The sequence below is a fragment of the Roseivivax sp. THAF30 genome (assembly GCF_009363575.1).
GTDB lineage: Bacteria > Pseudomonadota > Alphaproteobacteria > Rhodobacterales > Rhodobacteraceae > Roseivivax > Roseivivax halotolerans.
Window position 1 is genome coordinate 549,559 of the sequence record NZ_CP045389.1, and the last position, 20,074, is coordinate 569,632.

General features: G+C 61.1%; 17 protein-coding genes and 2 pseudogenes. 12 read left to right on the forward strand and 7 right to left on the reverse strand.

Annotated elements, in window-relative coordinates; genetic code table 11:
* Positions 1-17: 17 nt before the first annotated feature.
* The 3 genes from istA to FIU91_RS02610 all read left to right on the forward strand — a co-directional run bounded on the left by istA (position 18) and on the right by FIU91_RS02610 (position 3,368).
* Entirely contained in the window at positions 18-1,550 is a 1,533-nt protein-coding gene (istA, locus tag FIU91_RS02600; RefSeq protein ID WP_152461304.1) for an IS21 family transposase, read from the forward strand.
* A gap of 12 nt (positions 1,551-1,562) precedes the next feature.
* Positions 1,563-2,315, forward strand: a complete 753-nt coding sequence (gene istB, locus FIU91_RS02605) for an IS21-like element helper ATPase IstB (RefSeq protein WP_152461305.1) — start codon at positions 1,563-1,565, stop codon at positions 2,313-2,315.
* A 231-nt stretch (positions 2,316-2,546) separates the two neighbouring features.
* Positions 2,547-3,368, forward strand: a complete 822-nt coding sequence (locus FIU91_RS02610) for a transposase (protein ID WP_152461306.1) — start codon at positions 2,547-2,549, stop codon at positions 3,366-3,368.
* A gap of 86 nt (positions 3,369-3,454) precedes the next feature.
* On the opposite strand, the gene FIU91_RS02615 is transcribed toward FIU91_RS02610, so the two are convergent.
* The 3 genes from FIU91_RS02615 to FIU91_RS02625 form a co-directional block, all read right to left on the reverse strand.
* The gene (locus tag FIU91_RS02615; protein WP_152461307.1) at positions 3,455-3,871 is read right to left on the reverse strand and encodes a DUF1284 domain-containing protein; all 417 of its coding nucleotides are present in this window, start codon (positions 3,869-3,871) and stop codon (positions 3,455-3,457) included.
* Entirely contained in the window at positions 3,868-4,458 is a 591-nt protein-coding gene (locus tag FIU91_RS02620; protein ID WP_152461308.1) for a biotin transporter BioY, read from the reverse strand. The genes FIU91_RS02615 and FIU91_RS02620 overlap by 4 nt, the downstream gene beginning before the upstream one ends.
* A gap of 132 nt (positions 4,459-4,590) precedes the next feature.
* Complete coding sequence (locus FIU91_RS02625) at positions 4,591-5,241, reverse strand: GntR family transcriptional regulator (RefSeq protein WP_152461309.1); 651 nt, start codon at positions 5,239-5,241, stop codon at positions 4,591-4,593.
* Between the two features lie 180 nt (positions 5,242-5,421).
* Between FIU91_RS02625 and FIU91_RS02630 the strand changes: the two are divergent.
* Positions 5,422-6,044 (forward strand): annotated as a pseudogene (locus FIU91_RS02630) (tyrosine-type recombinase/integrase).
* 133 nt (positions 6,045-6,177) lie between these two features.
* On the opposite strand, the gene FIU91_RS02635 reads toward FIU91_RS02630, so the two are convergent.
* On the reverse strand, positions 6,178-6,807 hold the full coding sequence (locus tag FIU91_RS02635; protein WP_172974906.1) for a LysE family translocator: 630 nt from the start codon (positions 6,805-6,807) through the stop codon (positions 6,178-6,180).
* Between the two features lie 1,103 nt (positions 6,808-7,910).
* Here FIU91_RS02635 and FIU91_RS02640 point away from each other — a divergent pair.
* Genes FIU91_RS02640 through FIU91_RS02650 form a run of 3 tightly spaced genes read left to right on the forward strand, consistent with a single transcriptional unit; the run spans position 7,911 to position 12,265 of the window.
* Positions 7,911-8,405 (forward strand): hypothetical protein, encoded by a 495-nt coding sequence (locus tag FIU91_RS02640; RefSeq protein WP_152461310.1) that lies wholly within the window; start codon positions 7,911-7,913, stop codon positions 8,403-8,405.
* On the forward strand, positions 8,402-10,330 hold the full coding sequence (locus tag FIU91_RS02645) for a hypothetical protein (protein WP_152461311.1): 1,929 nt from the start codon (positions 8,402-8,404) through the stop codon (positions 10,328-10,330). Before FIU91_RS02640 ends, FIU91_RS02645 begins: the two co-directional genes overlap by 4 nt.
* Before the next feature lie 21 nt (positions 10,331-10,351).
* The gene (locus FIU91_RS02650) at positions 10,352-12,265 is read left to right on the forward strand and encodes a hypothetical protein (protein WP_152461312.1); all 1,914 of its coding nucleotides are present in this window, start codon (positions 10,352-10,354) and stop codon (positions 12,263-12,265) included.
* A gap of 192 nt (positions 12,266-12,457) precedes the next feature.
* On the opposite strand, the gene FIU91_RS02655 is transcribed toward FIU91_RS02650, so the two are convergent.
* A complete protein-coding gene (locus FIU91_RS02655) occupies positions 12,458-12,859 on the reverse strand; it encodes a MarR family winged helix-turn-helix transcriptional regulator (RefSeq protein WP_172974907.1) in 402 nt (133 codons plus the stop codon).
* 126 nt (positions 12,860-12,985) lie between these two features.
* On the opposite strand from FIU91_RS02655, the gene FIU91_RS02660 reads away from it, so the two are divergent.
* The 4 genes from FIU91_RS02660 (at position 12,986) to FIU91_RS02670 (ending at position 14,654) form a co-directional block, all read left to right on the forward strand.
* Positions 12,986-13,279 carry a hypothetical protein gene (locus FIU91_RS02660; protein WP_152461314.1) on the forward strand — a complete coding sequence of 98 codons (294 nt, stop codon included), beginning with the start codon at positions 12,986-12,988 and terminating at the stop codon, positions 13,277-13,279.
* 89 nt (positions 13,280-13,368) lie between these two features.
* Positions 13,369-13,512: a hypothetical protein gene (locus tag FIU91_RS19300; protein ID WP_172974908.1), complete on the forward strand. Its 144-nt coding sequence runs from the start codon at positions 13,369-13,371 to the stop codon at positions 13,510-13,512.
* Positions 13,513-13,676: 164 nt separating this feature from the next.
* Complete coding sequence (locus FIU91_RS02665; protein WP_152461315.1) at positions 13,677-14,225, forward strand: fasciclin domain-containing protein; 549 nt, start codon at positions 13,677-13,679, stop codon at positions 14,223-14,225.
* Positions 14,226-14,228: 3 nt separating this feature from the next.
* Positions 14,229-14,654, forward strand: coding sequence for a hypothetical protein (locus FIU91_RS02670; RefSeq protein ID WP_152461316.1), 426 nt, complete (start codon positions 14,229-14,231; stop codon positions 14,652-14,654).
* A gap of 66 nt (positions 14,655-14,720) precedes the next feature.
* On the opposite strand, the gene FIU91_RS02675 is transcribed toward FIU91_RS02670, so the two are convergent.
* Together FIU91_RS02675 and FIU91_RS19615 are read right to left on the reverse strand one after the other, a co-directional pair.
* Complete coding sequence (locus tag FIU91_RS02675) at positions 14,721-15,770, reverse strand: hypothetical protein (RefSeq protein WP_152461317.1); 1,050 nt, start codon at positions 15,768-15,770, stop codon at positions 14,721-14,723.
* 68 nt (positions 15,771-15,838) lie between these two features.
* Positions 15,839-16,035, reverse strand: a pseudogene (locus tag FIU91_RS19615) (cold-shock protein).
* Between the two features lie 1,545 nt (positions 16,036-17,580).
* Between FIU91_RS19615 and FIU91_RS02685 the strand changes: the two are divergent.
* Entirely contained in the window at positions 17,581-19,872 is a 2,292-nt protein-coding gene (locus FIU91_RS02685; protein ID WP_172974909.1) for an AAA family ATPase, read from the forward strand.
* Positions 19,873-20,074 lie beyond the last annotated feature (202 nt).

Below are 20,074 nucleotides of genomic sequence, written 5' to 3' on the forward strand. Positions count from 1 at the left end.
GAGCAAGGAGCCCGAGAATGAGACGATTGCCGATGCGCAAGATCGCAGAAGCCCTCCGGCTGAAGGCCGCGGGATTATCGACGCGGAAGATTGCGTCGAGCCTTGGCTTGGGGCAGTCCACGGTGTCCGAGTATCTCAAGCGGGCGGAGCGCGCCGGCTTGTCTTGGCCGCTGCCGGAAGGGACCACCGACACCGGTCTGGAACATCGCCTGTTTCAGCCGGCCGGCAGCGCGACGCGTCTGGGCCTTGCCGCCCCGGACTGGGCCCATGTCCATCGCGAACTGCGCCGGAAGAACGTGACGCTGTCCCTTCTCTGGGAGGAATATCGCGCCGCGCATCCCGACGATGGCTACGGCTATAGCCGGTTTTGCGAGCTTTATCGACGCTGGGAGGGACGGATCAGCCCGACGATGCGGCAGCACCATGTCGCCGGCGAGCGCGCCTTCGTGGACTTCGCCGGCGACACCATCGAGGTGATCTGCGCCGAGACTGGCGAGGTGCGGCAGGCGCAGCTCTTCGTCGGTGTGCTCGGCGCCTCGAGCTACACCTATGCCGAGGCGGTCTGGACCCAGACCCTGCCCGATTGGATCAGCGCCCACGTTCGGATGCTGTCCTTCTTCGGCGGCGTGCCGGAGCAACTGGTCTCCGACAATCTCCGCGCCGGGATCACCAAGGCGTGCTTCTACGAGCCGAAGGTCCATCGGACCTATGCCGACCTGGCCGCGCACTACGGCACTGCGGTCATCCCTGCGCGGCCCTACAAGCCCCGTGACAAGGCGAAGGTCGAGGTCGGCGTCCAATTCGTTCAGCGATGGATCGCAGCCGCGCTGAGGAACCGGCGGTTTCGGTCTCTGACCGAGTTGAACACCGCGATCCGGGAGCTTCTGGAACGGGTTAACGGCAAGGTATCCCGGCATCTCGGCGCCAGTCGCCGGACGTTGCTCGAAGCCTTGGACAGACCGGCGCTGCGGCCGTTGCCGGCGATCCCCTACGAGTATGCCGAATGGGTCGAGCGCAAGGTGGGTCTCGATTATCACGTCGAGATCGAGCGGCATTACTATTCCGTCCCGCATCAGCTCCTGAAGTGCAAGGTCTGGGCCAGGGTGGCGGCCCGCACCGTGGAGGTTTTCCATGAGGGACAACGCGTTGCCTCTCACGTCCGGACCTCCGGCAACCGCCAGCACAGCACCGTGCCCGCGCATATGCCGGCCAGTCACCGACGGTATGCCGGGTGGACACCTGCGGAGATCAGGCGCCGCGCCGATCAGATCGGGCCCAACACCGGCGCTCTTGTCGATCTGATCCTGCGGACCAAGACCCACCCCGAACAGGGTTTCCGCGCCTGCCTCGGCATCGTTCGCCTGGCCAAGTCCCATGGCTGCGAGGCGCTGGAGGCGGCTTGCGAGCGCGCCATCGAGATCGGCGGTACTTCGTACAGCTCGGTGAACTCGATCCTGAAGAACAACCTGCATCGCAAACGGCCCGAGACGCCCGCGGACGGGCCGGCGATCACTCACACCAACATCCGCGGCGCTGGATATTTCCACTGAGAAAGGACGAACATGCTCGACCACCCCACCCATGACCAGCTCCGTTCATTGAAGCTCGACGGCATGGCCGACGCGTTCACCGAACTGCAAGGCAGCGACGATGCCGCGGAGCTCAGCCATGCCGAATGGCTGGGTCTTCTGATCGACCGCGAGACCGCCAGCCGCAGCACGAAGAAGTTCCAGACCCGAATGCGGGCCGCGAAGCTGCGCCATGTCGGCGCCAGTATCGAGGACGTGGATTTCCGCACGCCGCGCAAGCTCGACAAGCCCCTGTTCCAGAAGCTCGCCACCGGGCGATGGATCGACGAGGGCCAGAACCTGCTGATCACCGGCCCGTGCGGCGTGGGAAAGACATGGCTCGCCTGCGCGCTCGGGCAACGCGCGTGCCGGGACGGAATGTCCGTGCTCTACCATCGCCTGCCGCGCCTCTTCGCCGATCTCGAACTCGCCCATGGCGACGGTCGCTTCCCGCGCCTGTTCCGACAACTCGTGAAGGCCGACATGCTGATCCTGGACGACTGGGGTCCCGACCGATTGACCGCCGGCCAGCGTCGCGACCTGATGGAGATCGTCGAGGATCGCTACGGCACCGGATCGACGGTCATCACCAGCCAACTCCCGGTCGAGACCTGGCACGACGTCATCGACGAGCCCACCTTCGCAGACGCAATCCTCGATCGGCTGATCCACAACGCCCACCGATTGCCCCTCGACGGACCCTCGTTGCGAAAGACCAGGGACGCCGCAGCCGGCGACGAGAATTGACCGTTCCCACACTTGACCGAACTGACTTCGGATGGGATCAGAAAACCACGCTCAGCGGCGTCACCTCAGAGTGACCGGATACCCCGGAACCGCTGACCGGATGTCGCTGGAACAAGCGACCGGATACCCCGGAATGCGCACAAGGCGGATGCCAGCCGCTACACCAAGGCCGAATACTCGGAATGGTCAGCAGAAGATGACGCCAGCCGAGCGACACAGGAATACCTCGCCATGCTCGATGACGCCGCTTTCGGTGCGGCCACGCCTGTCAAGCCGAAGGCAATCTCGCCCACCGATCCCGCCGCACGGTTCACCGGAGCCAACGGGGACAGGCCCTTTTTCGCCTACAGCACCAACTACCTTGTCGATCTGGACAATGCGATCATCGTCGACGTCGAGGCCACCGTTCCGATCCGGCAGGCCGAAGTCGGTGCCGTGCGAAACATGCTGACACGAACCAGAGACCGCTTCGATCTGCACCCCGAAAGGCTGGCCGCGGATACTGCCTACGGCACCGCCGAAATGCTCGGCTGGCTCGTCGACGACCAAGAGATCGAACCGCATATCCCGGTCTTCGACAAATCCGAACGCAAGGACGGCGCGTATCCGGCGACCGACTTCGCCTACGATGAAGACGCAGACGAATACCGCTGCCCCGGAGGCCGCGCGCTGAAGCCCTACTGGCGGGATATTTCTAAGGGGCGACCGGAATTCGGCAAGGACGGCTGCAAGAAGTACTATGCCCGGAAACAGGATTGCGCCGCCTGCGCGCTGAAGCCGCACTGCACACCCAACCAGGCCACGCGAAAGATCTCCCGGTCGCGGTACGAGCACGCGCGCCAGAAAGCCCGGGAGATCGCCAAGACCGATGCTTATGTCGCTTCGGAATACGCCCGGAAGAAAGTCGAGATGCTCTTCGCTCACCTGAAGCGCATTCTGGGCCTCGACCGCCTTCGCCTCCGGGGACCAAATGGCGCCAAAGACGAGTTCCACATAGCCGCAACCGTCCAGAACCTCCGCAAACTCGCCAAGCTGAGGCCTTCAGTGGCCTGAGAAGTCAGCAGGACCGCCATGGCGATCCAGTCTACGGGAAAACTGAGGCGAGTTTTTCAACAACATCCGGACAAAGCAGTCTTTGCTTAGAGGCATGTGTTGGTATATTGCGCAGCGGCGACGGCGCTGCATAGGGAGGCCCACTCGCAGCCCTCGCAGGCCGATCTTACGCTCATGGTGTCAAACGCGCGCCGCAGGGATCGGATCGACGCATCGTCCAGCATCAGACGCGCTCCCGGCGTGGTCGCGCGCCCTAGCAGTTTCCCGATATCGTTGGACGCAGCCCGGTCCCGCGCGATCACGCTGTTCCGGCGGCAATGTGCGTCTTCGTCATGGAGCAGGGGCGCGCAGATATCGTCGGGACCATCGACGATCTTGATCTCCTCCCCCGCGGATATGCGCTCGATGATCGCTGCCATGTTGGTCGTGAAGGCAGGGGAATATCCCCTACCAACATGGGTCAGAATGCATAGAAGATGGTGGGGCCGAAGCAGCACCGTCATGCGTCGGCACGCTTCATCCTGCCGTGGATCAACTTGAGCACCATCGCGCCGAGCGCAGACTTCAGAACGGCACCTAGGAGGAACGGGACGACACCGGCCATGATAGCCTGCTCGGGGCCAATGAGCACTGCCAGCCACGCTGCGCCCAAAGCAAGGCAAACCGCATTGCTGACGAGCATGCCGACGAAGGCCAGTCCGACGCGCTTCCCGGTCCAGCCACGCTCGGCCAGCCAACCCATGATCATGCCCGCGACAGGGAACGCGAAAAGGTACCCGCCCGTCGGCCCGATGAAGTGCTGCGCACCCGAAGCGCCCCCGGCCAGAACAGGCAGACCCAGAGCCCCCTCGACAAGCCAGGCCGTGATCGTGATGCCGCCAAGCCGCCACCCGTAGAGTGCGCCGATCAGGGCGACTGAAAAGGTCTGCAACGTCACCGGGACGGGCACCATCGGAACCTCGACATAGGACGAGAGTGCCAAGAACACGGTTCCCAAGATCACCGCGCCGAACTTCCAGGCGAGTGAGCGATTGCGAATGTCTAACGGGGTGCGTGCGGCACCGGCGGGCATGGCGGCTGAGGTGGTCATGCGAGCATCCTTTTCGAAATTATAGATAGAATCTCTATCCGATATCTAACTTTTGCCGAGAACGCAGATGCATAGCAAGAGCGCCGGGAAAACCAGCGGTCCTGCGGTTGGCCAAAGGCATGGAAAGGGGGCTTACCGCTCCCTGCTAAGCGACCCGTTCGGGGGCGCCTTCGATCCCATCCACGTGACGTGCCGCGACAGAAGCGAGGCGGCCAGGTCGATATTACCAGCTCGAAGCGCTAGCAAAATCGCGCGATGGTCGCGATCAGTCGGGGTTTCCCACTCTGCGCTCCACCCCGAGAACAGGAAACGCGCACTCGCCACGTGCAGATCGTCGATCGACTGCAACAGGCGGGGCATCCCGCAGGGCGTCAGTATGGTGCGATGGAATCTGCGGTTCTCCTCCTCCCAGCCATAGACATCGCCGGCGCGATCCCCCGCGCGGGTGGCTTCTTCGGCTTCATCCAAGATGGCAGCCGTGAGGTGCGGAGCGGCGTTGCGAAGCGCCAGCACCTCAAGTGATCCACGCATCTGCGCGACCTCTCGGATCTCATCGAACCCGAAAGCCGCGACCCGAACGCCGCGGCGAGGTTCGCTCTTGACAAGTCCCTGTGACTCGAGCCTGCGGAACGCTTCTCTCACGGGCACGTGGCTAGTGCTAAACTCCTCTGCAATGTGGTCTTGCCGCAGGCGCTCTCCCGCCGCGATCTGTCCGGTCACGATACGGTGGGCAAGCTCACGGTTAATCCGCGCGGCGTGGGATTCAGCTTTAGCTATCGTCATGGATAATATATAATCCTGACCAGGATGAACGTCTAGGTAGGGCTCCAAGCCGACCTGCGGCAGCGCGGCGTCGGAGCGCTGGCGGTCAGCTCCGTCACCGGTCGTTCACGATCTCGCTTACTATCGCGGGGTCACGCGATGTCGACGCCTGGGCCGGGAGGGACGGATGGAGGAAGTCTCATGTCCAAGATCCAGCTCCCCGCCACCAAGCCGAAGCGACGTCCCTGGAACCGCGGCAGGCTCGTCGGTCAGAAACGCCCGCTGTTGCCGAAGCAAGTCTGGGCGATCCGCGCGCGCCTTGAGCTCGCGGGCAACCTGCGTGACCTGGCGCTGTTCAACCTGGAGATCGACAGCAAGCTGCGCGGCTGTGACCTCGTCAGGCTCAAGGTCGCCGATCTCGTCGTCGGCGGTTGCGTGCGCGAACGCGTCTCCGTCATCCAGAGCAAAACTCAGCGCCCCGTCCAGTTCGAAGTTACGGAAAACACTCGCGCGTCGATCTCGACTTGGGTGGCGCGGCCCGAGATGATCGGCTGCGCCTTCCTGTTCCCGAGCCGGTTTCACGACAGACCGCACATCTCGACGCGGCAATACGCGCGGCTCGTTCGGGATTGGGTGACGGCGATCGGCCTCGAGCCAAGCGGCTACGGCACGCACTCGCTGAGGCGGCGCAAATTTACCGCAAGACGGGCAATCTTCGCGCGGTCCAGCTCCTGCTTGGTCACACGAAGGTCGACAGTACCGTCCGGTATCTGGGTGTTGAACTCGAGGATGCCCTGAGCATCGCCGAGTCGGTCGACATCTGATAATCTCTGCGAACGGCGCATGCCGTTCGCCATCCGAGACCGGACACGCAGCGGCGTGCGAGCCAACGCTGGCTCAGAGCCCAAATAAGCATGATGCCGCGCAGTGCGCGAATGTCGGCACTTAGTCGCGCTACTACCGCTGAGGCTGCAAGTCCTTGCTCGCCAGCAACGCCGCTGCGCTTATCATCAGTGCGCCACAAACCTTGTTCACTAAGCCAAAGGAAAATCGCTTTAGCGCCGTGGCCGCGCGAACCCCAAGCCAACCCCACAGCAGCAGGATTGCTCCATCAACAACCAAATACGTGACACCCAAGATAAGAAGCTGAGGCAGCACCGGTTTTGTTGGGTCGATAAATTGGGGAAAGAGCGCGCCAAAAAAGACGACAGCAAATGGGTTTGCCATAGAAGTTACGAAGCCCTGACGGAACAAGCGAAACGATTGTCCGGATGCATTGGCGGCAACATCATCCGTTTGATTGCCAGTGAGAAGCAACTGCACGCCAATCCAGATTAGATAGGCCACCCCGAGCCATTTGATCCAGATAAACGCACTCGCTGAGGTTGCAATTATTGCTGCAAGACCGAAAGCTGCACCAGTCATCTGCAAGCTGTTTGCTGCCAGGTCGCCAGCTATGGTGTAGGCACTACGCCTCAGCCCGTGCCTGACGCTGTTCGAAATGATGAGAAGCTGACTGGTGTCTGGCGGTGTCGCGAAGAACACCGCGACTGCTGCCAAATAGACCAAATACGTTTCCATCTGCATCATTGCGCCCCTACCGTTGCACTACAGCAAGTTAAGGTCTTGAAGTTCAATGTGGTCAAACCCTCATTGCTGCCATTCGCATCTGGTTGCTGGACGATAGCTTCGTCCGCATCGGTAGCACTGCTGCGAGGCGCAGCGAATGGTACGTTTTGGTTCCCTGATCCAACGTAGCCATGAACGACCGCTTCCGTGATCTGAGCTGCGGTGCAGAACCCCGCCTTCTGTGGCTGCGAGCTTCTCTGTCGTCATGCTGCAACTGCATCGGTTGCTCGCCGAATGACCGGAAAGTCCGCATAGCAGGCACACGCGCGGGGCGCGTCGAAGGTTCGGTCTGGGTCGGAAATCCGTGGCAGCGGGGTCAGGATTGCTTGGCATTGGTTCCCGACAGAATGCAGAAATCCGGGGGCTCGAGTCGCGTTCGCATGGCATTCGACACGCGCTCGCGCGGGGATCTCCGAACCCGCACAAGCGACCGTCACCCGAATGGGCCGAGACAGACCGGCCCGGGCGACCATGCGGCCGCGACGGCGCGCGGCTCGGGACGAGACGGGCGCCGGCGCACCTGGGCCGCAGGGAGAGCGGAACGGGCAGGCTCGGGGAGGACCGAAGGGACGACTAGGGCGCGGTCCCGCGCTCGCGCGGGATGGGCCATGCGCCTTATGGCTCTCCGATCCGATAGGGATTTGCTAGGCCTAGCGAACGCCGTTCTGCTCGAAAACGCCCATGTGCCCTGGCAGCCAAGCCCGGTGCAGCTCGCTTCCCGCGATCATACGGCGCACCTGGCGCTGCATGATCCGGCCCGAGTAGCCAGCCAGATAGCCGGGTCGAACGTCAGCGCGCGTACGGAGATCCGCACGCAGTTGGAAATTTTTGGGTTTGGCGCCGAGTAAAAAACGTCTTTGAATATTCTCTGTTGATGCGGCAAGTTTCCGTAGGGGGAGAAGTCACTGAAACCATATACGAAATCCTCAGATCGTCAGAGCGCCATCAGGCTTCTAGCCTGCCTCGTCGCAGGCGCCGAAGTTCCGAAGCCCGGACAATGGGACGAGGACGTCGTCGGTGTTCTAGAGGGGCAAGCCAGACTTCAGGCGCTCGATTTCTGGATGCGGTACCCTGACTATCTCGCGAACGAGCTGCTGAACCTCCATGAAGCGGGCGCCTCCAAGGCTTTCCTTACGATAGCAAGGCGCATCTTCGATGATCGCGAGCCGGACCTGCGTCACCTCCCCATGATCCGTTACCATTTCGGAGCCTTTGAGCCGCTGGACGACGCTTTATCGATCCTGCGGGCTGCAGATCTGATCCGGATCAGGCGGGTCGGACAGCCAGGAAAGATCGGGCGTCATATCTATCTACTGACGGGACGGGGCCGCGAAGCGATGGAGACGCTCGCGGCCGCCGCGCCGGAACTCGCATGGTACAGAGATCGCGCGGCGCTCGTCGCGGTGGTCGCCGGTGGGCAGGGCGGGGCGGCGCTGAAGGGCCGCCAGTATCTTCAGAAAGAATACGCCGAAACAGACCTGTCGCAGCCGATACAATCGATCGCGGCCCGTGTCTTAAAGAGGTTGGGAGACCTAGAAGGTGAGGATGGAGAATGAGCCAGAGCTGGCTTGAGACGATCGCAGCCAAGACGGACTTAACTCCAGACCAGGCCGAGAAGCGGCTCCGAGGATGGGGAATTGTGCCGGACCGCGCCGCGCGGCCTGCACCATCCTTCGTCATCGAGCGCCTTGCATTCTCGGGGGAGAAAAAGGGTGAGACGAGAGGACCGATCGACTTCGAATGGGCCGGGCTGGGTCCGGGCATTTGGGCCATTACCAGCAATCGCAATCTTCGCGGCAAGTCGACCGTGTTGGAGGTCATCTTGTGGTGCCTGAGAGGTGTCCCGAAAAACCTGCAGGACGACGTCCGCGGCTGGTTGTCGAAGGTCGCGTTAGAGTTCGCAGTCGGTAACGAGCACCACCGGATCGTGTTCGATTTGGTCGACGGTGTACCCCAAGGTCGGCTCGACCGGCGTGCGGCGGATGGCGCATACCACCCGCGAGAGAGCTTCACGTCGGACGAGGGCTTTGCTCTTGCGATGTCGCATTTCATGATGGGAAGTCTCGATCTTGATATCCTGCCCGCGATGCAGGGCGGAGATTACGACAGGGAGGTCATCGAGCACGGATGGCTTGCCCTCTCAAACGTCTTCTATCTCGGAGGGGAGCATAAGGTGCTCCTCGGAGATACGCAGATGGCAGGCCTCCCGGCGCGTATGCTGCAGATGTATGTCGGGATTCCCTGGGCCAGCACCAAAACTTTCGTCACGACGGCGAAGAAGGAGATTGAGCAGAAGCGTTCGAAGGCAGATCGGGCGGCGCGCAGTTTCAAGGCGGAAGCCGAAGCGGCCCAAACGCGTCTTGAGGCGGAGATCACCGCCGCGCGTGCGGCCCTTGCCGCGCTGCCGATGGAGACGACGACGGCCGAAGCGCTTGAGCAAGCGGGAACGGCAGTCGCATCGGCCACACGTAAGATGTCCGAGTTGCAGGCTCGCGCTGCAAAGGCCGAGGCTGATGCCGACCGTGTGCAGGCGGTCGCGGTAGAGGACGAACGTTCCGTTAGAAACTTGCGGGAAACGATCGTTGCCACGCAGTTCTTCAACGGCTTGAATCCTGAATGCTGCCCGCGATGCGAGACCAAGGTCGCAAGTGCGCGGATCAAAGCGGAAGTCGCCGATCTATCGTGCTCGATCTGTGCAGAACCGATCCCGGAGGACCGCTTCGAGGATTTGAGCGAGGAGCTGGAGGCCGCCGAGAAACGAGCGGCCGCGTCGAAGTCGGCTGGCGACCGTGCCGAGGCGGATCGCGCTGCGGCAAGTGCCGCTGCCAAAGGTGCCTCAAACGATCTGACAGAAGCACAGCAGAACCTAAATGAGCTCGTGAAAAGGGCGGATTTCGCGGCCAAGCGCAACGCGGAGCTCGAGTTGGCTCGGTTGGAAGGTGCGCTGAAGGAGCGGAGCGCTGCTCCCCGCGACATCGAAGCTGATCCGGATGAAACGCTGATCGCAGTAGCCGAGAAGGAAACGGCGAAGGCTTACAACGCTGGAAGGACAGGCATTCTGGAGGCCCTGAACGACGAAATCCTTCCCCTCAGTCGACAGCTGGGCATCGAGGCGCTCGAAGCAGTGGACCTGCGTAGCAACGCGAGCCTGATAATCTGGAAGGGAGGCGCGAAGACAAGCTTCTCTCAGGTGACGGCGGGCGAGCGTTTGAGGCTTCGCCTCGCTACAGTTATTGCGCTCCTACGGGTCGGAAGAAGATTCGGGATAGGTCGCCATCCAGGTCTCCTAATCATCGACTCGCCTGGCAAGGAGGAAGTCACCAAGGTAAATCTCGAAGCGCTTCTTGGGGAACTGAAGAAGATCGCCGAGGAGATGGGAGACCTACAGGTGATCGTCGCCGGGACAGATGCGGACGAGATCGCTGGCGTGCTGGGCGAGGAGCATTGCCGCATCGCGCATGGCGAAGACTATGTCTGGTAGACGCCGAGGAGGGCAGCTGGCGTGAGCGCTTGTGCCGCATTAGAGCACAGCGTCACGGTCGGCACGATCCCGTCCCTTGATGATCTAGGCGGCGTCGCAGGAGTCCTGGCCGACCGCGACGCCATCATCGGTAGCCCTTTCCTGGACGTGCTCATCGAGAGCGTCGGCCGCGGTGGGTGCGAGGAACAGGCCGCGTTGGTCGATCTCCTCGCGGAGGGCTTCCGCACGGCCGATAAGCCAGTCGTCTTCCGGGATGCAGCGAATGCGCTCTTGGAGTATCAAGGCCTAACGGAGGCAATGCGCCGGACGCTCGAGAGTGTCTTGGCAGATCGGATCGAGGAACGACGAGACGGTGCGGACGCGTTGACGGCAGCCTACGCACTCGAAACCCTGTTTCGCCTTGGCCTTGAGGATCGTCGCGCGAAGCTCAGAACGCTGCTCCTAATCGACGGTCTGAGAGCCGATGACAACGGCCTCTTCTCGCAGCACGCAGCGCGTATCGTCGGTATCGCGTGGCACCAATGGGCAGATCGCGACCTTCGAGACGTGCTGATCCGACTGCAGGCGAACGACGAGGCGGCAGACGAGGCGGCTTTCGAACTCGCTATGATCGCCTTTGCCGATGCTTTGAACGCCGATAGTCGCGCCGAGGTCGGCACGCGCATGAAGGACGCCCGCGCCTTGTTCAGAGGCGTCGTACGACGCGACGAACAGCGCCTCGATGCAGCGATGTATATCGCGGTCATCGACATCGTCTCGTCCTTCGCAGCCGGCTCGACCGAAGATCTGAGTGCTCAGATCGAGGACCTCGGCCGTTTGCTCGCCGAGCGACATGACCAGTTGGGGATCGGCGAGACACCGGGCTGGCTGAGGCCACGCGTGGACCGTGAGGTCGAGTGGTGGTCGCTATTACGCCTGCTGCAATCGGTTGACGACAGTATCCGCCGCGAGAGCTGGCTGAATGCCAGTTTGGTGATGGAGCAAGTTCTGGCAGTCTACGATGCCGAACGAACGGTGGCGATTGGAACCGGCCTCCATGTACTCTTTGCCCCACGGATCGAGGCGGCATTCATCCGCCACCAAGGCCTCGCGGCACACCTGGATGATCTCCTCGCAACCGAGAACTGGGCACCCGCTGAGCGACCGATCGCAGCGACGCTGCGAGACCGGCTTGCGCAGCGGGTGGAGGAGAGTTTTCCTGCGCGACTAGATGAGGGGGACGGTGCATATCCTGAGCTCGGCGCCGTCCTCCAAGATCACGGACTTCTGAGCCAGGTTCCCGAGGAGATGGCATCTCGGTTGGAAGGTGCCCTTGCCGATCGGACGAAGGGTAGTCGGGGAAGGATGCGTCCCGACGTGCAGCGCATCTGCCGTGAGGTCGCTGAGACTTTGGCGGACGCAGAGGATTATCGTAGGAAAGTCCGTTACGCTTTCGATGAACTGCTCCAGCAGATCGTCGTCTTTTGCGAGGATCGACAGAATGCGGATATGGCTCAATTGGGGGAGCGGGGGAGATATCTACGAAGCACCGATGCCGTAGAGAACGATCTGCAGCGGGACTTGCGAGAATGGCTCCGTGGAAACATGCCCGCGGTCGGGATCTCCCCGGAGGTTCCCGGTATCGCGACCGGACGGGCGGATCTTTATATCGACTTCGGCGAGATTCAATTCGTCGTCGAACTCAAGCGACACCACGGAGTCGTCGACGAGAGCGTGGCCCGTAGCTATAGAGCGCAAGCCGTCGCATATCAGGCGACGGGACCGAAGCTCGGGATGCTCGGAATTCTCGAGCTGGCAGATCGGCCAGGTCCGCCTCCGAGCCTGATCGAGTGCGTTTGGGTCGATTCGTACATCCCCGAGGGCAGCAGCCTCCCGAGATATCTCGTCGTTTTCCGGGTTCCCGGCAAGTTGAAGCGGCCGTCAGAGATGACCTAGCCACCCGTTGTCTAAAGACTTTCCTGCGACACTCGATGATGTTTCTGGAGCGAAAGAAAGCCCGCTTTGTCAGCGCTCCGGTCATTCAGGCAAAGCGCGACGAACGGTCGGCAGGAGCCCACTCTCACCGATGCTGCGTTACTGATGGACGTCCGCTTTCGCTCAAAAGCTTATCCCAGACAGCCAACAAGTTTATGCTGCCTTCGCCTCTTTATGTTCGTGGCAGAGCTGATCCCGTTCTTCTTCGCCAAGCTCCACCCGTAGCAGAGTGCAGAATCCGGTTTTTCCACGCGCCTCGTGGTGAAAGCAGGTGCGGCAAACACCGAAGGATCGGCCGTCGCGTTCCTGCAGCAGTCCCGAGATCAAATGGGTCAGCTGATCGGCAAAATTTTCCGCGTCCTCAGCAGAGAGCTGAGACAGCGCCTTGCTCAATCCGTCACCGACGGAAACCAGTGCGATCCCTTCCGGCGTAGGCTCATAGGAGAACGACCGTTTATCGGTCTCCGACCGGCGTTCACGGATCAGGCCTTTGCGATGCAACGCCTTTAGTGTTTGCGAGACGGTCCCCCGTGTCGCCGACAAATAGTCACCCACCTGCTGGCCCCGGGCCGTCGCCCGGATCGCCACCGACCGGCACGAACGGCACGACCGGGCCATTCACTTTGGCGCGGATGCCGGCGAAAACCACTTGTTTGCGCCGGGTGCGATGTCGAGGAGCGCGTGCGCGAGATCTCGCGCTCGAACACCCGCGACCCCGAGGTCGACATGATCTTCGAAGTCGTCATCTGCGACGACGGCGATCATGCCATCATGATGAGCTTCACCGAGCACGAGGACTGGTTCCCGGATATGCGCTTTTTGCCCGGGGCAACTGTTTCTTCCCACTGGAGCGGCACCGACAGCTCCGACGGGTTCTCTGCGGAGGACTGGGCGCATCGCCGCCGTACCTACCAGCGGATCCTGTCGCGAGATCCCCATGGCCGGCCCGCGGGGTGCAGGGCAAGCCTCGTTTAGCAGAAACTCGTAGGGGCCCCGACCGTCGCACAGGTTCAAGCGGACGGCCTTGCGCGGACGCCTGGGCCAGACGGAAGGCGCGCCAGCTCATGGTGGCAGAATGGGCCGACAGCCAGAGGAGCGAGGCGCTCGACATAACCGCGTTCACCGAGGCCGCCGCGCGCCTCTACATCGCCCGCGATGGCGAGCGCTGTAGAGGCACGGGCCGCATCGCTCCGTGGCGTCCTGTCTGAGATAGACGAGGGCCGCCTGAAGCGCGCTCTGGAAACCCCAGAGCCGGACGAAACGCCTGTCGATACGTCACCCTGATTGCTGACAGCGCGACGATCTGGACTCAATCGGGACAACCGCTAAGCTGACGACCGTAATGGACGTGTTTCTGAAGCGGTCATTTTCGATGAAAGCCCTTTCCATAATCGCGATTGCCGCGATCATCCTGACGCCCCCGGCGCTCGCGCAGGACAATCCCATGGTCGGCGGCGCCGAGATGTTCGCCGACCGCACCATCGTCGAGAATGCCGTGAACTCCGAGGATCTCACCACCCTCGTCGCCGCGGTCCAGCAGGCGGGTCTCGTCGACACGCTGTCGGGCGAAGGTCCGTTCACGGTCTTTGCCCCGACAGATGAAGCCTTCGCCGCACTTCCAAACGGCACTCTCGATGCGCTTATGATGGACGACGACGCCGATCAGCTCGCGTCGATCCTCACCTACCACATCGTGCCCAGACGGCTGGACGTCGATGACCTGCGGGACGGCATGACAGTTTCGACCTTGCAGGGATCGAGCCTCGAGATCGAGAATGATGGCACCGTGACGGTCGGGGGCGCCAGGATTGTCTCCGACGCCATCCCGACATCCAATGGCGTGATTTACGCGGTCGACTCGGTCATCATCCCGGGAACGGGTCCGGACGACACCGACGATCCCGGTCCCTCCCTGGAGTGACGCATGACCGACGATACTGAAAAGGCATTCGAACAACGCCAGCAACGCCTTGGCGACAAGCGTGAGACGAGCGGACGGATCGGGGAGACGACGCGTTTCATCGCGTTCGGAATCATTGCCCTCGTATTCACAATACACGGGTCCGACAGTGCAATTGCGACCGGGATAATCACCCGGCACGAAGCCCTGCTGAACGCCGCCGGGCTGGTAGCCTGCCTGAGCGTGCTCAGCGATTACCTTCAGTATGTCTGCGGATATTTCTCCGTGGATCATGCCCTGACCCGCAAGGACAATGCCTACACATACGATAGCACGACGTGGGTCTATCGAGGCAGGTCGTTCTTCTTCTGGGCGAAACAGGTCCTCGCATTCCTCGGCGCCGCGATCGTCGTGGGCCTCATGTCTGGGGCAATGATTTCGGGAAGCTAGGCCGGCGCGGCGGCCTCGATCGGGCCGAGATGCCGTTTGAGCGCCCCGGCCGAGGGGAAGGCGGTCTCACCGCACCTTGCTGTCGAACAGGCGCTCTGCCTCGTCCGCCGTCTCGGCCGGCCAGTAGGAGGGGCATCCCACCGCGCTCGACGACATCCAGACCTTGCGATCCTTCGCGTCGCAATAGATGTCGTGGTCATTGACCCGACCGCCGTTGTTCCAGCAAAGCATGCAGGACCGGACGTGACGTCCGTGCTCGAAGGCCTGGGCGATCATGAACGCCTTCAAGGGATCGCGGATCTCGGACCATCTGCGCTGTTCGTAAGAGATCCTCGGGTCGACCATCGTGCTCGTCTCGAGCTGCGGATCCGCCGTGATCTCCTCGTGCGCCGCGAGGTCGGGCTCCGCATACCAGGGTTTTCCATTCCTGTAGAGGAGCAAGGCAAGGCCCGTCGCGCTGCACGGCTCGGTGCAGCATTTCTCGACAGGATCGAGTTGCGCCGGGTTGTGGTGCTGCACGCGCCCCGACACGGCGTCGAGGCCTTGCGCCAGAGCCTCGATCTCGTCCTCGCCTCTGACCGTGATCTCGATGATCTCGAGTCCGCTCGAGATTTTCTCCTCGTCGCAGGGGTGGGTCACGGCGATCTCGAGGAGCATCGCCTCCGCGGTTCGGCTCGAGGACAGAAGGATGTCCGCCGCGTAGCCGTCGATCCCCGCCTCGAGCGCGACACGATCGTATCTTGCCGCCAGATCCCGTGGCGCCGGCATGCTTTGCCTCGTGCAGATCAATCCGAACTGATCCGCGTAGCGGTCGCAGACGCTCTTCCTGTTCTGGACTAGGTTGTACGGTCGGCCGAGGCGGATTGCATCTGACAAGGCCGCGAAGAGCGTCATTTTCGCGAGCTGGTGAAGGTATGTCTCGTTGAGGCACGAGGCCGGGCGACCGGCCTTGTGCTTGAAGTGGTGCCGCCTGGTTCGACCAAGGGCCGGCACCATCACATGGTCGCATGCAAGGCAGGTATAGGGACCGAGCGCATACCGCGCGGAGGGATCGACATCGGTGATGTTGATCACTTGACCGGTGGATGCGCAGGCGTAGCGATTGGTGTCTGGCATCGTGTCTTATCCTGTCCTGTCCGGCGCGCGGCGGAAGGCCCGCGCCGAACGCGCCGTCGAGCGCGGGCTCAGGCGAGCTGGAGGTTCTCCGCCGACTCGCGGCCGTCACGGTCCGACTTGATGTCGTAGCTGACCTTCTGGTTGTCGCTCACCCAGGACGCCTCAACGTGCAAAAAATATGGACGAACACGTCCTTGCCGCCCGCGTTAGGGGCGATGAAGCCGTTGCCCAACGCTGACGCGGCCGGTTGGACGTAGTCTATCATAAAATTCTGAACAAGTCCGGACCTGCCAGCGCCGCGTGCCATCTCGGAAAAGGTGTGTGGCCTCGGCTGCTGTGGAAGGGTAGGTTCAGTCTCCATCGCTCATAGAAGCGGCCCTTCGGGCATAGCGCAGCGAAAGCCAGGTCCGTCCCGCTGAGCAGTCCGTTGAAGACCATGCGGCTAACCGCTGGGTTGAGCCCACTGCCCACTAGTCGTGATGCGGCGAACAACCCGCTTCAGTCATCCTTCGCTGCCGGGATGGGCATCTGCGCGGGTTCGTGAACAGCCACGCTGATCATGACAAGGGACACGCCCAGGATATCCGCGGGATGTTTCTTTCGCACATCGAATCCTGTCGATCGATTTCCTCGACTGATTCGCCGAAGTGGAGCGAATAATTACGACCAAAGTGAAAAGACGAATCGCCACTTATTTGCGAAAAACTTTACAATCTCAATTGTCACATTGCTTAATCTCCCCAGAAAAAACAGCACAAACTCGCTATAGCCCATGATTTAAAGGGCGATCGCGATCCAAGGGCCATTTGCGAAAAACGCGAGGCCTTCTTGGCTCGCTAGGGAGGTGCCGAGCTTCTTGATTTTACGAGTAAATTTTGAGTAGCGATGAAGGGTACACGTTTTGAGCGAACCGGTGCCGAGATGGTACCTCCGCACCGGTTCTCGACATCACTGACCTCAGGAGATCATCGATGCCATGCCCTGCATCTAGCGCGCTCTCTACCACGAGTGAATACCCGTTCGTCCCATATCTTCCGAAGCCCAAAGTCCACGAACCTCCGTCAGACTTCGAAATTGGAAGTCTGTTCTGGATATTCCTGGAGCAGCTCGAGACTCTCGCCGAGGAAGACGTGAACTGCCCCGCAAAGGTGTGTGGGGACCCCGCGCTCCGTAGTCTATCAGACCGATCACAGGTGGCGTGGTCACTTTCCTCGGAACTGGCAGAGGAAGTCATCGGCAAACGGCAGTCCGTTCCACATGAACAACTTGGTTATTGCAAAACGGCAATGCATGCCAGACGGGCCCTTCGGGCGCCTTCGCCGGAAATTATGGATGATGCGATCTTTTCTATCGAAGCGGAATTTCAGGCTGCGATGTCTGCCAGCACACGCTCGAACATGGCATCCGACCTGGCACGCTGCTGGGCCCTCGTGGTGCGGCTGAGAGACATCTGGTCGCTCGATAGCTGAACTCAATTCGGTTCGCTAAAGCATCTGCGGAAGCCGACACGTTCGGCCTTTCGGCAGGAAATCTCACTTGCCTACGCCTGGAATGACTTGCCGTGGTCGTGACTGGAGAATGCCAGATGAAGATAAATCTACCTGTAAGCGTAAAGCCCTCTGTTAGTCCAGACGACCTCTACGCGCTCATCGAGGATTTACCGAGACAACTTGCCATTTGCGCACATCTTGGCTGTGAAGGTTCGCACGGTCTCAAGTCGCCGCCTCCGACACACTGGCGTGGGAAGACAGGAGAGAGACCGCTCGCGACGCCACTGTCAGAGTCTCTGTCGGCAGATGAGATCGAAGACATGATCGCAGCGCGTCTCGACCCATACGCGGTGGGCTTTGGTTTCGATGGGAAGCATGACGAAGCAATCCTAGAAGCGAGCGCGACAAAAAGTATGCTTACTGCCTGGAGTGTGGGGCACGCGATCAGGGATGTGCTCCAAGCGCCATCCACCGACGCGTATACCGTCCTGTCTCGACTGGCCGGTCGCGGGTCGACCGTATTGCTCCGTTTCCCTTTCGGACTGAGTGGCGGGCTCGATACAGGCTTCAGCGAACGAAGCATATCGAGATCGGTCTCGCACCTGAAATGGATGCTGTCTGTCGCATGCGAAGACTTAATCATCGATGAGCGGCCGCCAGCGATACATCGATACGGGTGGCTAAACACGTCCCATAGAAGGGTTCTCGAGGGCGACCACCGGTACGGAGCAAAACTCAAAGCCGCGAGCGAAGAAGAGGAAAGACTCTCTGCCGCACACGCGATGACGAGCGACATCATGCATGATCTTGCTCAAGGCCAACCCGTTATCGGTCTCCTGGACAACAACGTCAGGATCCCCGAACGCATCAATGCGATCACATCCTGCGAGGCGACGATAAAGCCTTTCACAGGAGATGATATTCTTGACCTGCTGAAATTGACTCACAGCACCACGGGTGGCATCGCCAGGGACGCCCTTCGGGACCGTCTTCCGACAGATAGCGAACTCGCGGCTCTTCCGCCCGCTATCTTGTTTGCGGCATTCGCGATGCCCACGACCTTTGCTGTTGTTGAGTGTCTCGCCGAGCAAGTCGCGCTCGGGATAGGCGAAGAATTTCATTCTGAGGACGACACCACACAAGAGATACCCTACGAGGCGCGCGGCCCAAAGCTTGCAGACCTGAAGGGCCAAGCTGCCGCAAGCCGGGAGCTGTGGCGGATCGTAGCCGACCTCCGTGATTGGCAGGAGGGTGAAATTGCCTGGTCGGAGATCGAAACCTCTATTCTGTTCTACGGGCCACCGGGTGCTGGAAAGTCGATGGCGGCGACTGCCCTTTCGAACGAGCTTGGAGTCCCGCTCATCGATGGCTCGATCGGCCGGTGTCAATCGAAGGGACCGCTTAGCGATACCCTGAAGGCGGCAGCGGAGGCTGTTAAGACCGCCAGAGAAAGCGCGCCTTCGATCCTCCTCATGGACGAGCTTGACTCGCTCATGGATCGGGATCGCGGGACGGATAATGGCTACATGCGGCTCCTGGTGAACGCGCAACTTGAGTCTCTGACCAACATACAAGGTTACGAGGGCGTTATCCTCATCGGAACGACGAATAATCTCGATGACATTGATCCGGCTATCGCCCGAAGCGGGCGGTTTGATGTCAAGGTTCGCATGGAGCTACCGGATTTGGCCGGATTGACTGAAATCGTGCTAGCGGGCATCGGCGATCACCTCGCGCCAGGGGTGGCAGAAGACCCAGAGGTGAGATCGAATCTGCGTCGTCTGAACGGGTGTTCAGGGGCGGATGCCGCTACCCTCGCACGCCGAGCGCGCGGCGTCGCACGACAACGCCATCGCGTGGACGGCTCGGGGAAATTGGTAACAGCGCAGGATCTGCAGGATGTGGTTCAATTCACCCGCCCGAAGCGCGACGACGCCAACGAATACCTTGTGGCGATCCACGAGGCCGGGCATGCGGTTGTCGGGGTCATTTCCGGACTTGGATACCCGCAATCCGTGTTTGTTCAAGGTCATGGTGGAGCGGTCGATTGGCATACGAATGCCGGGTTGACCGAAGCGCTTCTTCGGTCACGCATCGTGACATCGATGGCGGGAGGTGCTGCCGAGGAAATATTTCTTGGAGCGAGAACCGCAGGTTCAGGGATCGGACCTGACAGTGATCTCGCGGCAGCGACGCGCCTCGTGCTGCAGATGAAACGGCAGTTCGGTCTTGCGCCGGGCCGGTTCGCATGGCAGCCGGTCGAAAAGTCAGGCGAGTTTCTGTACAAAGACGATCGTGAATGGGTGGATCAACATCTGCGCGAGGCGGATCAGAAGGCTCGCGAGATACTCGAGCGTAGTTGGACTCTCGTTGAGCATCTTGCTGCTGAGCTCGTCAAATCTCGAGAACTGGATCAAGGCACTCTTCACAAATTATTTGAGAATTTTCCTGACCCATGGTTGCAAGAATTTCTTGAGGCTACATATCGGTGTGGCGAAGCGAAAGGAACACGACATGAAGCGAGTAATCATAGGGACCCGCCGAACCGGCGCCTGACTCTCGCATCGTCTGTGAGGCCGGCGCAGTCCACTCATCGGAGCCGCCAGCCATGATCTTCCTCATCTTCCGAGATAGCAGCTTCGGCTGCATTCCGTCCGACCGCATTCGAACGATATCCAGTTCACCGTCACGCCACATGCGTGACCGGTCCGGATACTAGTTCCACTGCAGTTTCGGCTGATCTGATATCCTGGACTTGTCACGCCTGATCTCCCTCGAGTTCGGGATACTGTCACATGTCCAATTTCAACACTT

Excerpts from the sequence above, each read along its gene's own strand:
- FIU91_RS02635 (WP_172974906.1), bottom strand. The coding sequence starts at position 6,807 with ATGCAGATGGAAACGTATTTGGTCTATTTGGCAGCAGTCGCGGTGTTC.
- FIU91_RS02645 (WP_152461311.1), top strand. The coding sequence starts at position 8,402 with ATGAGCCAGAGCTGGCTTGAGACGATCGCAGCCAAGACGGACTTAACT.
- FIU91_RS02675 (WP_152461317.1), bottom strand. The coding sequence starts at position 15,770 with ATGCCAGACACCAATCGCTACGCCTGCGCATCCACCGGTCAAGTGATC.
- FIU91_RS02610 (WP_152461306.1), top strand. The coding sequence starts at position 2,547 with ATGCTCGATGACGCCGCTTTCGGTGCGGCCACGCCTGTCAAGCCGAAG.
- FIU91_RS02670 (WP_152461316.1), top strand. The coding sequence starts at position 14,229 with ATGACCGACGATACTGAAAAGGCATTCGAACAACGCCAGCAACGCCTT.
- FIU91_RS19300 (WP_172974908.1), top strand. The coding sequence starts at position 13,369 with ATGGTGGCAGAATGGGCCGACAGCCAGAGGAGCGAGGCGCTCGACATA.
- FIU91_RS02615 (WP_152461307.1), bottom strand. The coding sequence starts at position 3,871 with ATGACGGTGCTGCTTCGGCCCCACCATCTTCTATGCATTCTGACCCAT.
- FIU91_RS02685 (WP_172974909.1), top strand. The coding sequence starts at position 17,581 with ATGATCGCAGCGCGTCTCGACCCATACGCGGTGGGCTTTGGTTTCGAT.
- FIU91_RS02620 (WP_152461308.1), bottom strand. The coding sequence starts at position 4,458 with ATGACCACCTCAGCCGCCATGCCCGCCGGTGCCGCACGCACCCCGTTA.
- istA (WP_152461304.1), top strand. The coding sequence starts at position 18 with ATGAGACGATTGCCGATGCGCAAGATCGCAGAAGCCCTCCGGCTGAAG.
- FIU91_RS02665 (WP_152461315.1), top strand. The coding sequence starts at position 13,677 with ATGAAAGCCCTTTCCATAATCGCGATTGCCGCGATCATCCTGACGCCC.
- istB (WP_152461305.1), top strand. The coding sequence starts at position 1,563 with ATGCTCGACCACCCCACCCATGACCAGCTCCGTTCATTGAAGCTCGAC.
- FIU91_RS02625 (WP_152461309.1), bottom strand. The coding sequence starts at position 5,241 with ATGACGATAGCTAAAGCTGAATCCCACGCCGCGCGGATTAACCGTGAG.
- FIU91_RS02640 (WP_152461310.1), top strand. The coding sequence starts at position 7,911 with ATGCGGTACCCTGACTATCTCGCGAACGAGCTGCTGAACCTCCATGAA.